Raw genomic sequence first — 15,633 nt, forward strand, 5'->3', positions numbered from 1 at the left:
AGGGCACTTTTGGTTTCCAGTGTATTATTGGGGCATTATGGCGTCGGGTGCTTTTCCCTGATTTACTAAATACAATTGTTCCGACATTTCATATAGGTTAGTCCCGTTTGTGTTGTTAAATACAATAATGCTTTTCTTGTCATCTATAGTATGTATCCAATTTGAACAAGCGCCTAAAATGCCACCTGTACGGTAAATGAATGGCTTACTAAAAGTGCCATATCCACTAGCATACCAAACGCCAAAAGCCACATCATTTAAATTTTTATTGGGTGCTAACAGCAATGCTGTATTAGACTTATTTAGTAATCTATTATTAAAAATTCCTTCGTCAAACTTTAATAAATCCTCAATGGTCGAATACATAGAACCAGCACCATAAAAGTTTTCTATAAAATAGGGTGCATCATTAGTAATTGTTTGTGAACTATCATCAATCGTATATGCATTTGAAAGACCCGCAACAATGTCCTTTGAAAAAAGCATACCAGAATTTTCCATTTTTAGCGGCTGTAATATTTTCTCTTTTAATACAGTGCCAAATGGCTTATTGGTAACAATTTCAATTATTTTGGTCAAAATAATATACTCCGTATTACTATAATTACTTTTTGTACCTGGCGTATCTACCAAATTGCCACTGCAATAAGTATCAATATAATCATCAATTTTTAAGGGTAGCTGATAAGATTTCATTTCAAGGCTTTCAGCATCATTTGGAATCCCGGAACTGTAAGTAAGCAGGTTTTCAATGGTAACTGTTGTTTTTGCTTCCCCTTTATAGTTGGGATAATAAATACCAAATGGTGCTTTTAAATCAATTTTTCCTTCCTGGTAAAGTTGTACAATCAAAACGGCAGTAAAGGCTTTGGTAATGGAAGCAATTTTAAACTTAGCGTTAATGGTAAAGTTGGTACCTGTTTGTCTGTTCGAGATGCCTATTGCACGCAAATAATCAATTTTCCCATTTGTAGCCACTAAAGCTACCCCATTAAAATTCTTTTTAGCATTGTAATAATTTAATACTTCGTCATATTTATTGGTTTGCCCGTAGGCTAATGATGACAATACAATAAAGAGGGAAAATAAAATTTTATTCATGGCTGTTTGGTAAAGTTCATTGTTCAATTAAAATGACAACTAATCTCAACATAAACGAACCAGTTACAATATTGTTCAGGAGTTACCAAAAGGCATTATACCAAAGAAATTATACAAGATGTGAGATTATTAGCCCAACTAAATAGCATGTATTAGGCTTTACTTGCGTCGCACACTTGTACGTTTGGGGTGCTTATCAGCTTTTATCAAAGTAACACTGCGCATTTGGTTATTTCTTAGCAAGTACACTAATGGCAGCAAAACACGTTAAAATAAAAAGCTGCGTTTTTTATATTGGTAAATTGTTACCCGAATTAATATCAGTGCCAACGAGCCGCAGAGTCCCTGCTGCACACAAAGCTACCCAAGGAGACTCTGCGGAGAAGGAAGAAATTATACAAAATGTGAGATTATAAGCCCAACTAAATAGCATGTATTAGGCTTTACTTGCGTCGCACACTTGTACGTTTGGGGTGCTCATCATCTTTTATTAAAGCAACACTGCGCATTTGGTTATTTCTTAGCAGGGACGCTAATGGCAGCAAAACAGGTTAAAATAAAAAAGCTGCGTTTGTTATATTGGTAAATTGTTACCCGAATTAATATCGGGCAAACAATCCGCAGAGTCCCTGCCGCACACAAAGCTAATTGTAGGAGACGCTGCGGAGCAGGAACAACAGCAGAATAGCTTCCTTTCCTTTCTCCGCAGAGTCTCCTCAAAAAGGCCAGCGCAAAGCAGGGACTCTGCGGCTCGGAGGTAGTAATATCAACAATAGAATTTCCCTTCTCTCTTCTCCGCAGAGTCTCCTCAAAAAGGCCAGCGCAGAGCAGGGACTCTGCGGCTCGGGGGTAGTTATATCAACAATAGAATTTAGCCACCCGTTAAATCGATATCATTTAAATCCATATAGCTTGTTACCGTATAGGCGGCATGATGACCAGTTAAATAGAATCTGGCTGAGCTATGCGCATAGTCCTCAGGGATGGCTGCCAGTTTGGGCACTGATTTGCAGGGATTCCAGTGCATATAATCCAGCTTTTGAATTATGAATGGAACTGTTCGGCATTCTTTCCAATCGAAGGAGGGTTCAAATACTTCGTGCAGTTTATTCCTGTTTATATCCGTATTATTTACCCGGCTTGCCAATTTCTGTAGAAGGGTTAGCTGATTATTTTGCTCCAATTCTTTTACCATATCATAGGCTAAAAATCTTTTCCCATTACTAATGATGCTATTGATTGTTTTGCCGGTATTACTAAATGCAATAACGGCATGTAAGTGATTCGGCATGATTACATAACCAACAATGTGATGTTTGGAAGCCTGTAAAACATCAAACCATTGGTAAACAAATCTATAACCATTGGTAATACTAAATAAAGGCAACCAACCTGTGCAGGTGAATGTAACAAAGTAAACCCCATCTTTCTCAGGTATGGTTTTTCTTATTGGCATAGCCTTTTTAATAGGGTTGTAGAATATGTATGCATCTTGGCCGGGTTAAAGCAAAATGGTAGCAGTTATAATCTCATTATAAGTTAGAGGAAAATAATATTGGGTCAACGATCCGCAGAGTCCCTGCCGCACACATGCCTAATTTAGGAGACTCTGCGGAGAAGGAATGATTTTAATGGAGTTCGATGTTTTTTTGTGCCAGTAAGAACGTTGTTATATCTGCCAGGTCTTGCCCGGTTAATCCATTATTGATGGGATCGGGCATGAGGCTTTGATCTTGCTTTTGTTTTGATTTTATTTTATTTACAGGAATAATATGCTTTTGGCCGCTGATATCTTTTACAATGATGGTTTGCTTGCTTTGGGATAGCAGGAACCCATAAACCGATTCGCCATCAGTTGTATTTACCAACCATGGTTCGTAACCAAAAACAATGGCGGCACTGGGATTAATAATCGCATCGAGCAATGCGGGTTTACCAAATTTTTTACCGATGCCTGTTAACTCCGGGCCAATACTGTTGCCTTCCGTACCAACTTTGTGGCAGGATGCGCAATGCGTGGTGAAAATGGTTTTACCACGTGTGATATCCGCGGACAGTTTGGCAATAGCATCAATAGAATAAGTTTTATTTGCACCCGGCCTTTTAAAATAATTGCTTGCCTGTACACGCACCGCAGGGTCAGGATTTTTAAAAATATTTTCTTCAGTAAAAGCCAATAATTGTTTGGGCAATTTATTTTCGGCAGCAAGACCAATGAGCAACTGCCCGCCAAGAGAATCTGCGGCCATTTCCTGCAACCGCCATTTGCGCTCATCTAAAGATTGATGCTCATCTAAAATAATTTGTTTTTTAACCTTCATCTGGGCAAGCTTTCTTTGATAGGCAGTGTTAATGTCTATTTTGTTCCAGTTGAGTAATTTGTACCAGTCATTACTTTGCCGAAACGATAGCCAATAAGTAGCTTCTTCGGCAACATCTTTCATGGTGGATGTTGAAAGTGCAACCATTGCATTGGCAGCAGATGTAGTGTTGATAAAGGCCAATGCGGTTAAAGCTGCCTGTTTTTCTTTTGGCGAAAGCAATGAATCATTAGCCCTCATGCTAAAATCATTTACAGCCTCAGCAGGATGCAACCTCCACGCAAGAGTGGCCATCTGTTTATTCCAGGCAGTTGCAGGCAGGTCTTTTGCAAATAGGTTTTTAATTTCGGGATAAATGTCTGACTCATGCCCCCGTAAAGCGGAACCTACTGTTTCAACATACCACCTGTCTTCACCATCATATCCTTTAATAAGCGCCAGCAAAATATCCTTTGTTTTATTATAGGGTAAATCCGTTAATGAAACAGCAACTTCCCTTCTTACAAAAGCAGAAGGGTCTGTTGCCATTTTTATAGCATATGGCAACATATCGGGAACAACCACACGCAAAGCTTTGTATGCGGTGGCCCTTAATTGCGGGTTAGCATCATTTAAAATATGTTCGGTTGCTTCTTTTCCCATTTCGCCTAATTGCGCCAGTAACCATACAGCTCTTGCTGCAATAAAAGGATTGGGATCGTTCAACAATGCTTTAACTGCAGGCACTGCAATATCACCCTGTTGTTTTATTTTTTCGAAGCCCAGGTTACGTACATTAATGGCGGGGCTTTTAAAGGCAAGTAACTGCCCCTCCATGGTATTCAAATCAATTTGAGGGGCTATCAGCTGTTTATTTTTTGGGGTAATGCGGTAAATTCGACCATAGCCTTTTGTATCCTTCATCTGGTGGCCACCTACTACAGGATCGTACCAGTCGGCAACATAAATAGCGCCATCGGTGCCAATGGTTACATCGCTTGGGCGAAACCACTTGTCTTTATCATTATTTTGGGCAGAATCGTTCCATACATAAGCCGCATTATCTGCTGCCAGGGAAGTAATTAGGTTGGTTCTCTTTCCAAGATCAAACCCTGATTGTTTTAAAACCGGGTTGTATGCAAAAATTGTATTTCTACCAGCATCTGCACTCAACAGCATGCCAAGGTATTGTTTACCCAAGGCATCAGTTTCATTCATCACAATTCCCGTTGGTGCGCCTGCCCCTGTTCTGTCGCCGGCGGGCATGGTACCGGGGTCATCCTGGTGCCAGTGCGCATTAAAAATATCCTGACCTGGTCGTTGATCTGCCTGCCAGTAACGTGTTCCGTCATTACTAAAATAACCGGCATTTCCACCTTCCATTAGCCATGTAGTTCTACAGGTTACTACCTGGTCGTCATTATCATTTTGCCAAAGGTTACCGTAGGAGTCGGGGATTACTTCATAAGAGTTCCTAAAGTTATGCGCCATTACTTTTAAACCACTGCCATCAGGTTGTATACGCAAAGCCAAACCACCCACCCAAACCTTACCATCATCACTTTTCATATTGCCCTGGTTGCTGTTATTATAGGGCGATCCACCTGCATAAATACTTCCCGAACGAAGTGTAAAGCCAGCCTTATCTTTTACAATATGGGGGCCGGCGTTGCCGGTATTAAAATACCAGTTGCCATCAGGCCCGGCATACACCGCATGTAGTGAATGGTCGTGATCTTTACCTCCAAAACCGGTTAATAAAATCTCTTTTTTATCTGGTTTGTCATCGCCGTTCACATCAGTATACACAATCAAATTGGGTGAGCAGGAAACAATTACTTTATTCCCTATTACTGCAATGCCAACTGGCGACAGCAGGTCTTCATCTTCCACAAATACAGTTGATTTATCTGCTTTTCCATCATGGTTCGTATCCTCCAGTATCATCACCCTGTCGCCCTTTGGATGATGAAAAAATTGAGTAGAGTCATTATTGTAATTGCGATAATTAACAGCTTCTGTAATCCATATCCTGCCCTTTGCATCCACATCCATATTGGTGGGGTTATACAGCATCGGCGTTTCTGCCCATAGGCTTACCTCCAAATCATCGGGTACATATAATGCAGGTTTAACAAGGTCTAATGGCACTTTGGGTTCGTTATTACAGCTAATAAGTACACCTGCAATTGTACATGCGGTTATTAATTTGTGCAAGTATCTTTTTATCATATGGCGGCTTAATTCAATATTGTACATTTCGGCAATTACTATTACACTGCGCTCTTTGGCGCATTATACGAATGTAAATTATTAAATGTACAATCTTGTTAGCAACTATATTTTAGTTCACTGGTGTAGCGTATATGGGGTATTTATGGTGCAAGGTGTAAAGTGCCCACTCATCTATGGTAGTAATAAAATTGAATCGGTATTTTTTGGCCAGGCATTGGTACTTTTATTAAACATCCTTGCGTCGCACACTTGTACGGTGGGTAATGCTATGCAGCTTTTTTCTCTGCATAATCTGCTGCACACAATGCTATTTTTAGGTGACGCTACGAAGAAAGAAGAATTATTATTATTTGTTAGTGGAAAATACTATCGGGCCAACGATCCGCAGAGGCCCTGCCGCACACAAAGCTAATTGCAGGAGACGCTGCGGAGAAGGAAGAAGGGAAAAAGGATTTTTTTTAATTCCTGCTTGTAAATTATTGTTATTTAATAACTTCAATATAAAGCTTATAGACCAGATATTCTTTTGTAATGCTCAAAGAATAAATGCTTTTCTTGTCTGCATTTAATATTTCTGTATACCTGCTATTTTTGTTTTGATATTGTTCTTCATATAACGTATAATTATCTCCTAATTCCAATAGCTCCTTTTTGAAATTATCATATGCATCCAAAGCTTCTGAAAATGTGTTGAAAGAGTTGATTACCTTGGATATGAATGGTTTTCCCTTGGTTGATACAGGCATGTAAAGTAAGAAATGTTCGCCACTAATAAAAGCATTGTACTGTATTTGAAGTGATTTATTCCAGATAATACCAGCTCCATCTTTGAATTTGTTTGCATCATTCAAATTAAATTCTCTTTGTATAAGGGGTAGTAGCCGTAACAGTTTTTCATTAGCCGAAGAAATGTCACTAAGCGCTGGATTGGAATGGAGTAAATAGCCAGAGGGTTTGTAAGAATTTATCACTTTGAGGCTTGATGGATATACAATATAAAGCGATCCTTCATCACCGGGGTATACTACCCTTGGCATTGTGGAATCAGTGCCGGGTATCCACATTATTGAATCATTTATGGTGTAGGTACCGTTTGGGGGGAGTGTGAATTTGTAGTGGTTTGCAACTGTTATCTTACTTTTTATAGGGTCATCACTTTTTATTCTGTCCACAAGTTTGGTCATTACGTCCATATCAATTTCCATGGAATCTGGATTGTCATTACTTGCCTTAATCGTATAATAATTGAAACTATTATTAATTGAGGTATCCCATTTACTTTTTTCAATTGTAAATAAAATATTTGTAGATGCTTTGTTAGAAAGATGAATTATTTTTTTAGCTATATGCTGGCTCCATAACTCAAAAAAACCCTGTGGCTGAATATGCTGAGGCAGAATTCCCAAAGTAGCTAAAATGGATTTATAGATATCATTTAGGTATTTCCATTCTTGTGGCGATATTTTGTTAGACAATGAAGGAGGGAGTGGAATTTGGATTGCGGAAAGTTGAAAGGCATTTAATCCCATTTCAAAAGCCGTTTTTCTATTAATTGGATTAGGATGAGTACCAAACACACCATCACTCTCACCAATATCAAAAAAGAGTTGAAGCCCGTCATAGTTGCGTTGAAGAGAAGTAAACGTCAGTATTGAATCTGCATATGAAAAATCAGGGATAGGGAACGTATTTCCACCTGACAACTTTGAATTCCGGTAAGTGTATAAAAAAGATTTAGTAAGTAGCTCTGAATATTGTTTTATAATGGGAAACAAAAAAAGATAGCCAGCACACATATCGGCTTGGCATTCCAAAATTTGCTTCTCTTCAGTCGTAAGTAGCTGGTAAGAACTCCCTATATAGGTAAGCCTTATTGATTGGAGGGCATGCATTTTCTCATGAGTTAAAATAAGTCTGAAAACATTACTTATATCTCCAATGTTATTTTTTTTTGCAAGTTTAAGTACATGCTGTTTATTAATAATAACACCAAAAAGAGGATCAAACTGCGTTGATATTTGGTCGCTCAGCCATACTCTTGTAGGTACCACTAAAGAATCCAGGTTGGCGGATTCAGCAAGAATCATTTTATCAATAGGATCGCTTTCATTTAAATTGTAAAGCTGATCTGCTTTAATTAAGCTTTGTGATAGACCATTTTTACAAAAAAAAATCAAGGGCAAAAAGAAAAATAATAATTTATTCATTTTAAACTTTATTTCTTAAACATTTAATTGCCTGTACTCCGCAAATTAGTGATATCCCTCCTAACAAAAGGCAGAAGTAATAATTTGCCAATAATCTATTTGAATTACTTTCTATTTCTTCTTTGGGCCAAATCTTGTCTATTTCATTCCAGTCTGTGATATTAGAACATTGTTGGATTACTTCAAGTTCTTTAACGGGCATTCCTGAAATCAAAAGTGGGCAGTTTTTCTTTAGCTCGGCGCTATAATTATTCCCCTTTATGATACGGATTGGTTCAGGGCCTGTTGCCGAAACAGCTAAAAATGTTTTTTCCCGGAGATTAGAATTGTAATCAATTATGAAATAAGTAAAGAGCACCATGGCAGAAAGCATACCGCCAACCCAGAATTTGGTGTGAATGGATTTATTATAGGTTAAACTGAATAAAATAAAACCAACGGAAATCAGAACCATAAAATAAATACCAGGATCCCCAGCTAAGAATTGGGCACCATGGTTATATTGGTCAAATAAAGATGGCTTGACTACAAATATTCCGACCAATTGTGTTAGTCCAATTGCAAATTGAATGACTGTTTCGATTTCAACTTTAAAATCTTTCATTTTTGTAAATTTACTTGCGCTGTAAAATCAACGTTATATCTTGAATGTCAGTTAATGCATTTCCAATATTTATTGATTTTTCAAAAACTTCATCATTGCCATTTTGGGAAACGACGAAATAATATTTTGGCCCTGTAGATAAGGTACGTTCATACTCAGGACAAGGAAACGAAGTCATGTGTCCTTCATTAAGAATTGTATTGTTAAGTAACACTTTTCTAAAATCAACCAAAGCACATTTCACTGTATCTAGTTTTTGATCATTTACTCTACGAAGCACTATAACTCGAACTTTACGTATCAGAAAGCATTGAGGACAACTTTCGAGGCCAGGGTTTATTAATGCTTGGTTATACCATGCAGCATTTTGTTCCAAAGATTTTACACTAACATTTAATACTTTGTTTGTGGTAGTTTCATTTTTTAATAAGTCGATAAAAATATCAAATGTTCGAATATTTTCGATGAATAATGGCTTTGCTGCAACAGTATCAATTTCAATCAATTTTTGGTAGATGCCATTATACTGTGAAATTATATTTAGAGCAGATGTTTCATTTCGCTTTTGTAGCAACAGGTCCACTGTATCTAGTTTTTGGTTATAAACTTTCAAAAGTGATTTATATTTATCCTGTGCTTTCAAGGCACCATGAAATAGTAAAAAGAGAACAAAAAATATTCGAGCCATTATTTTCCAATTTTGTTTTAACAAAATACAAAAAGATATAGATAAATAACAATAAAATAAGAAACTAACGGAAGGGAGAAAATAATCTACGTAATTCAGTAAGGAATTTTCGGCTTGGGGGTAGTTATAGCTAAAATAGGATTTAACCACCCTTTAAATCAATTTCATTACCTCCTTTCCCATTTCCGCATAGTCTCCTCAAAAAGCCAGCGCATGGCAGGGACGCTTTGGAGAAGGTATTATTAGCTCAACCAGGTAACTACTATTTGGCTGCTTTTGCGTCGCACGCTTGTACGGTGGGTAATGCTATGTAGCTTTCCTTTATTGGTATAGTATGCCACCTAATATGCTTAATTAGAGGAAGATTTGGATAAGAAAAACACATAAGGTAAGGTTAGGAAGAAGTTTTTGTTCTTTGGAATATTGAAACAACTCCAGCTATAAGTATACATATTAGTCCTGAGACAAAAAAGACACCACTCATAAGTATTGCTTTGAGAGATTGAAAAGCCGGTTCATAAAATTCTGCACTTACAATTTTATGTTCTGAATTAGCTATACTTGAGTTTACTGAATTACTACTTGATATTATGGGATTGAAGCTTCCAGCAATTTTAAGACTATCGGTTTGGTTGATGTTTAAATCTACTAGCGATATTGATAACGCAAAAGCATTATATGCTAGGCCAATTCCGTTAGTTACAATTGCAAAAATTAAAAAAGCCCAACCTAAAGTTAGCGTTAACCGAATAGAATTTTTTGTTTGGTTATAGTTGATAATCTTTTCAGAAAATGTAATTGAAAAAACAAGAATTGCTGTAACTAAAGTCAAAAATTGAATCGAAAGAGATTTAATTTCCGGATAACCATACTTAACAAATTTATCTGGATCATTTAGATTCGGAATAAGTGACCCATTATCTGGCACCTCAAAATAACTGTCAATATATGAATAGATAGTCTTGAATAGAAGAACTAGCAAAATGAGAATTATTATAACGGAGCCTAACTTGATCCATTTAGATGGCAGATATTTTTTCATTATTGGCAGATTTATTTTAAAGTTGGAATACAGTCATGTACTAAAATAGGTTAACTCATTGAGGCTTTTAATCCTATATCTTGTTTACTAAGATAAATCATCCTGAATAAAGTATGCATATTACCCAAGTTAAAGCAGAAAGGCAGCAGGTATATTCTTACTATTAGTTATTTGAAAGTTATAACGGGCCAACGAACCGTAGAGTCCCTGGCGCACACATGACTATTTTAGGAGACTCTGCGGAGAAGGGAGATTCCTTATTAGGACTTTTTTATTAATGTTGCGCTTTGGATTTGAAAATATTTACCCGATGCCAATCCAAATTTTCCACTGCAGGACGATAAGATTCCTCATCTGGTAAAATGATTCGCTTTCCTTGGTATGCTTTTATTCCATTTTCGTGAGAAGATTCCACAAAATTTTCGGCCACGAGAACACGATAGTAACAATCAATACTTACCAGTCCACGATCAAACGCACGATGTAGATTAGGGCACAACGAAATTCCATTGCTGATCGTATCGTTATGGGAATTTGCGAACGGAATTATGTGACAGGCATCTACCATTTGAATATCGTAACCGGACACAATTCGCAGCCCGGAAATACAACAGGTATAATCGTAAATACGCGGAACTACTTTCTTAAATACACCACTTCTGATAAACACTTCTTCTTCATCTGCCCTTTCAATAACGTGCAGATATTCCACAGGGGAATCGTGAAGTATTTGCTTAGTAACCGATTCAAACAAATCAGACCTATTATCGTACAATTTTTGACCAGAGAAATAATGTTCTAACAAAAAACGAGAGACGATCTGACGGGAATCATGATTCGATAATAATGAAAACAGCCTATCATCGAAATAACCATATTGAACAGATTCCTGCAATTGAGAAAAGCTCCTTATGGAATGTGAACTGGTTAGTAAAATTTCTTTTCCGAAATAGGTTTGTAAATGCCAAAATCTATCCAACCGATTTCGGGTATAATCATTTGTAAGGTGGAAAAACGGTAACGAAAAGTTTGGACTGAAAAAAGATTCCCGGACCAGCCATTTCCAATAATCTTTAAATCGTGCTACCAGTTCCGGTGTGATGTAAATTTTGTTATTCTTTATCTCACCAAGTTCTATGGATTTTATGATGGCTAATAATAGTATTGGTTTGTGTGGGGCTTTGATGCCGTTTTTGGTGGCACGCTTTAGTTTTGAGAAAGCGTTTAGGTAGGTATTTAGGAACTCTGCCATCAATTAAAATAATATTTATAAAGACAAATTTATTTACGCATTATAGGTTTCAAACGCTTTTAAAATTAAACTCTTAAGAACTTCTTTTTTTGACTTTAAATCGGTCTTAGATACGCTTAATCTGTATTTACTACATTTCGAATCATAACCCATATCGTCTAACCCTGAATCATCTATTCCTTATCCGCAGCCTCTCCACAACAAGGCCAGCGCATGGCAGGAACACTGCGGCTCGGTGGTAGTAATATCAACAATAAAATTTCCCTTCTCCATAGCCTCTCCTCAAATGGACAGCTCATGGAAGGGACTCTGCGGAGAAGGAAATTATCATATGGTTACGTTTATAAGTATGTTCCAACTGGCATCATAAACTATATAGATATTTACCCTTTTATTAAGGGATGAACTAGCGCTGTTAAAATCAATATTCTGTTTTATATTAAACCCATTTACAATTTTAATTATCCCTATTTTCTCCTTCTACAGATAGGTATTTATTATTAGTTCCTGGTCACCCTGCGGAGAATGAATATTCATTTGCGGATTTCAAACATAAAAACTGTGGAGAAGGAAGATTTTTTTATTTTCTGAGAGGACGCCTTGCGGAGAATAAATTCAGCAAGTAAAGCTTAAATCTATATTTTAAACCCTTTTTTTATCAATGTATCAAGATGCCTTCTGATATTAGCCTCATGGAATGGCGTAAGTATTTTTAATCCAAATGTATAGTCGGAAATATAATTTAGCTCGCCATTGGTAAGTGCTTTTTTAATACCTGCCCACTCAATCATTCGTCGCATCAGTTCCGTATTCAAAGGTAAAAGAGCCACCCCTGCAGGCGCAGCCTGTTTTGTGCCACTGAGTAATGATGAAGCCACATACACTTGTTGGAATGTAGGTGAAGTGCCATTTGACAGTTGTTCTCCAATTTCCAACCAAACAGCTGGATTTTTAATACTTTTTTCCTCTGCTTCAGTTTTTAGCAAATTAAACTCTGCAATAATATTTTTTTTATCCGATGCAGCCGCATTATACCTATTAATTATGAGATCAAGAGTTGACTGAAATATACTGTCATTATTTACCGTAACAGCATCCAGGATATCAGGTTGATAAGCGATCATTTTATTGATAATTCCCCTTTCTGCTTCAACGAGGTCCATACTAATATCCCTGTGTTTATACACTGAATCGATTATCTTCTCAAGATTTTCTTTTTCTAAGGGCGTAAAATTATGATACTGATCACGTAATTTCTGGTAGAATAATGCACCATTATTCTGTATATAAATATTCTCCTGAACCAGCATGAAGTCAGCTTCTTTTTTTTGGTACTTCGCTATTCTGGTTTTATATTCCTGCTTGTCCATTGTATATGCTTTAACTATCTTTTTTGTATCATCGGAAGAAACAAAACAAGATAATTCATCACATTCTCGAACACGCTCCCACAGATCTTTTGTTTTTGAGTTTTCACTCGGGTCATCACTTGTAGCATATTTTTTAATAAGCGTGTTCATCAACTTCATAAGTTCAAGAAGATACTCACTCAAGTTCTGGCTTAACTTTTCTTCGATCCAGATCTTCTCAAAATTGAAATATCTTTCATTACCTGAACCATCTGTACAGTTAAATATCACAGAAATAGAATAAGGAATGACAGCAGCTCTAAGATTTCCTATTTTTGCCGAAGCATATATCTTTTCCATGCCCCTGAACATTATTATTCTGGCAATGACATTTTCATAAAACAACCTGTCAATTTCGACAGCTTTTGATTTTCCCTCACCAGAAATTTCCTCAATGAACTCTCTGAATACCTTCTCCCCACCTTTTTTTACTTTATAGGGTGAGTCGCCCCACGCTGTATAATATTTCGCAAGATCTTCTTTGGTAAATTGTCTTTCCTTCGGATATTTTTTAAGTGCATCCTTACTTCCAGATCTCCTGATCATAGTAGCAAGCTCTCCTTTAGCACGTTCAAAGAACCACCGTTGTCCTTTTGGTGTTAAAACGCTTCCACTAAGCGACTTGAGTTTTACCATCGCTTTGCTTCTCGCCTTCAGGTCTACCTTTGAAACGCGATTCTGTGCATTAGAGTTGGTGCTTATATTTGCAATAAGTTCATCAAGTTCGTCTTCAGTTGCCTGCTTGGCTATATTTATTTTAGCCATAATTTTTATTCCACCGACATCCAATCCTTCCTTTCGTGAAAAAAAAATTGTAGCAGTAGTTTGCCCACCATTAACTATCTGAAAATCGGTAAGAGATGTAATGAAAAACTTACCATTTTCTTCTTTTATTTCTTTACCTGTGGCTGTAATTGTAAGTCCATTGTTATAAGCTAAGAATTTCTCAGGCTCTTCCCGAATCGTTTTTTTAATGCCCGAATTAACGCTGTTTTTAGTAAACGACAGAAAAGAACGAACATTCTTTTCAAGCATCCTCGAACCGCTGTCTTTGTATAGATCAGCAAGCAAAGATCCTGACAAAACGCAGAGATAAGATTCAAAAAACCTTTCATCCGCCGCTTTGATTGCCTCTATTTTTTGATGGTATTTTTTTTCAAACTCAACAAGCAGCGGAATCCTGTTCCCTTGTGAAACATGAATGCTGTACAAAAAATTTAGATCAACTACTTGTTTCACAAGCCCAATATTCTTTTCCATTTTAAGCTTGTCCCTTTTGAACCTTACTTTAACAGAATCTTCCTCAAAAAGAATTTGTTTTGATAACATTTCTGTTCCGCGAGTTTCTACAGTGGCGGTTGCAGTTATCAGAAAAAATTCGACCATGTCGAATTCATCAAGACCTGCATCAGAAGATAGCTGATTAACCAAGAAATTTACTCCGTCTGTTTCCTGAAGTTCGTTTGATAGATCACCTTTAATTGCAGACAGAACAAATTTCTGGGCTTTGTTAAATTGCATTTCGTAAACTGCCTTCTGTGAAACCCTTAAATTGTCTGTATTTTTCTCTGTGAGTGTTTCTTCATTTACAAGATACAGTATCAATCTTTCCCCGGATTCGTTAACTGAATATCCTAGCAGCCTTAGGGAGCTATCCGGAAAGGAATAAAATGCCTCATTATAATCCTCGGATTCAATTAGTTTTGAATCAAGTATAGCGGGAAGTATTGTGTTCAGAAAACCAGATGCAGAAAAAAAACCAGTTTCGTCTTGTGCTTCGGTAAGGAGTTCGCTCCTGTATTTGAAGAATTCATCAATCTCCATTAGTGTTTAACTTTATCAGTTATAAAATCAGAAAGACTATCAAGATTCAGTCTATATTTTACATTTGAAATTTCACTAGCCAAATTGGCTCTTATAATCTTCGGGAACCTCGTATTTAGACAATCATATGTTGTCTCAACTCTGACAGAAAAACTGTGCTCATTATATTTATCAATGTCTTGCCATGGCAGTCCGGCTCTGGAAAGAGCCTTGAGAAATAAAGAGACATCGCCAAGTTTTGAACTTATCATTTCATATATATCCCTGACAATTATACCTAATGTGATTCCATAATAGGTATTTTTGTTAACCGATATTACATGCAGCAAAAGAGGTTTACCGTTTACTGTATCTAGCTGAAATTCGCTCGAAATATTCACATAGGAGATTTCTTCAACCTTTGTTTTAATTTCTGTATCTGAATCTGGGAATTCAAAGTCGTGGGTTTTCCCAAATGGTCCAACCCAACATTTAAGATGATCATTAAGCAATTCGGCTTTCGTGTTGTCCATTTTTCTTTTTAAGTAAAAAAGTTCTCCCCACAATCCCATTACTTCTTCGGTTGACAGACTTGAAATGATTATTTCACTGAAAAAATCACTCCATTTATGATATGTTTTTGCAAGTATCAATGCTGCGTCTTTTACGATGGTTATTGGCTTCAAGTTTAAGTAAGCGGAATAAATAAAGGCATTGAACTGCTCTCTAAATCTATCATCAATAAGAGTAACAATAACATGTCCGGACTGATCGAAATACTGAAATGAAATATGTTCTCGTAGATTGTTTACAAAATCAAGGCTCTCAGCATTCAACATACTAAGAATCAGACAACGTTTCATTTTTCTGTCATAAGCAATCAATAGACGCACGCTGATATCAGCTGCAAGTTGAAGAGAAGAATAGTTTTCATCTGCAGCAAGGGAAATACGTGACCATTTTTTTTCAATATCAGAATATTCCATAAATTA

At 36.8% G+C, this 15,633-nt stretch carries 10 protein-coding genes; all 10 read right to left on the reverse strand.

Annotation, left to right across the window (positions count from 1 at the left end):
* Nucleotides 1–24 precede the first annotated feature (24 nt).
* Nucleotides 25–1,101, reverse strand: coding sequence for a serine hydrolase domain-containing protein (locus GD597_RS17715; protein WP_171609241.1), 1,077 nt, complete (start codon nucleotides 1,099–1,101; stop codon nucleotides 25–27).
* An 871-nt stretch (nucleotides 1,102–1,972) separates the two neighbouring features.
* Nucleotides 1,973–2,557, reverse strand: a complete 585-nt coding sequence (locus GD597_RS17720) for a hypothetical protein (protein WP_171609242.1) — start codon at nucleotides 2,555–2,557, stop codon at nucleotides 1,973–1,975.
* 172 nt (nucleotides 2,558–2,729) lie between these two features.
* Nucleotides 2,730–5,633 (reverse strand): PVC-type heme-binding CxxCH protein, encoded by a 2,904-nt coding sequence (locus GD597_RS17725; protein ID WP_171609243.1) that lies wholly within the window; start codon nucleotides 5,631–5,633, stop codon nucleotides 2,730–2,732.
* Nucleotides 5,634–6,118: 485 nt separating this feature from the next.
* Nucleotides 6,119–7,843 (reverse strand): hypothetical protein, encoded by a 1,725-nt coding sequence (locus GD597_RS17730; RefSeq protein WP_171609244.1) that lies wholly within the window; start codon nucleotides 7,841–7,843, stop codon nucleotides 6,119–6,121.
* A 1-nt stretch (nucleotide 7,844) separates the two neighbouring features.
* Complete coding sequence (locus GD597_RS17735) at nucleotides 7,845–8,447, reverse strand: hypothetical protein (RefSeq protein ID WP_171609245.1); 603 nt, start codon at nucleotides 8,445–8,447, stop codon at nucleotides 7,845–7,847.
* 10 nt (nucleotides 8,448–8,457) lie between these two features.
* Nucleotides 8,458–9,135, reverse strand: a complete 678-nt coding sequence (locus tag GD597_RS17740; RefSeq protein WP_171609246.1) for a hypothetical protein — start codon at nucleotides 9,133–9,135, stop codon at nucleotides 8,458–8,460.
* 394 nt (nucleotides 9,136–9,529) lie between these two features.
* Entirely contained in the window at nucleotides 9,530–10,177 is a 648-nt protein-coding gene (locus tag GD597_RS17745) for a hypothetical protein (RefSeq protein ID WP_171609247.1), read from the reverse strand.
* A gap of 274 nt (nucleotides 10,178–10,451) precedes the next feature.
* On the reverse strand, nucleotides 10,452–11,429 hold the full coding sequence (locus GD597_RS17750; protein ID WP_171609248.1) for an HNH endonuclease: 978 nt from the start codon (nucleotides 11,427–11,429) through the stop codon (nucleotides 10,452–10,454).
* Between the two features lie 635 nt (nucleotides 11,430–12,064).
* Entirely contained in the window at nucleotides 12,065–14,662 is a 2,598-nt protein-coding gene (locus tag GD597_RS17755; protein ID WP_171609249.1) for an AIPR family protein, read from the reverse strand.
* Nucleotides 14,662–15,627, reverse strand: coding sequence for a PD-(D/E)XK motif protein (locus GD597_RS17760; protein WP_171609250.1), 966 nt, complete (start codon nucleotides 15,625–15,627; stop codon nucleotides 14,662–14,664). The genes GD597_RS17755 and GD597_RS17760 overlap by 1 nt, the downstream gene beginning before the upstream one ends.
* Nucleotides 15,628–15,633: the final 6 nt, after the last annotated feature.

The sequence above is a fragment of the Limnovirga soli genome (assembly GCF_013106755.1).
Classification (GTDB): Bacteria; Bacteroidota; Bacteroidia; order Chitinophagales; family Chitinophagaceae; genus Limnovirga; species Limnovirga soli.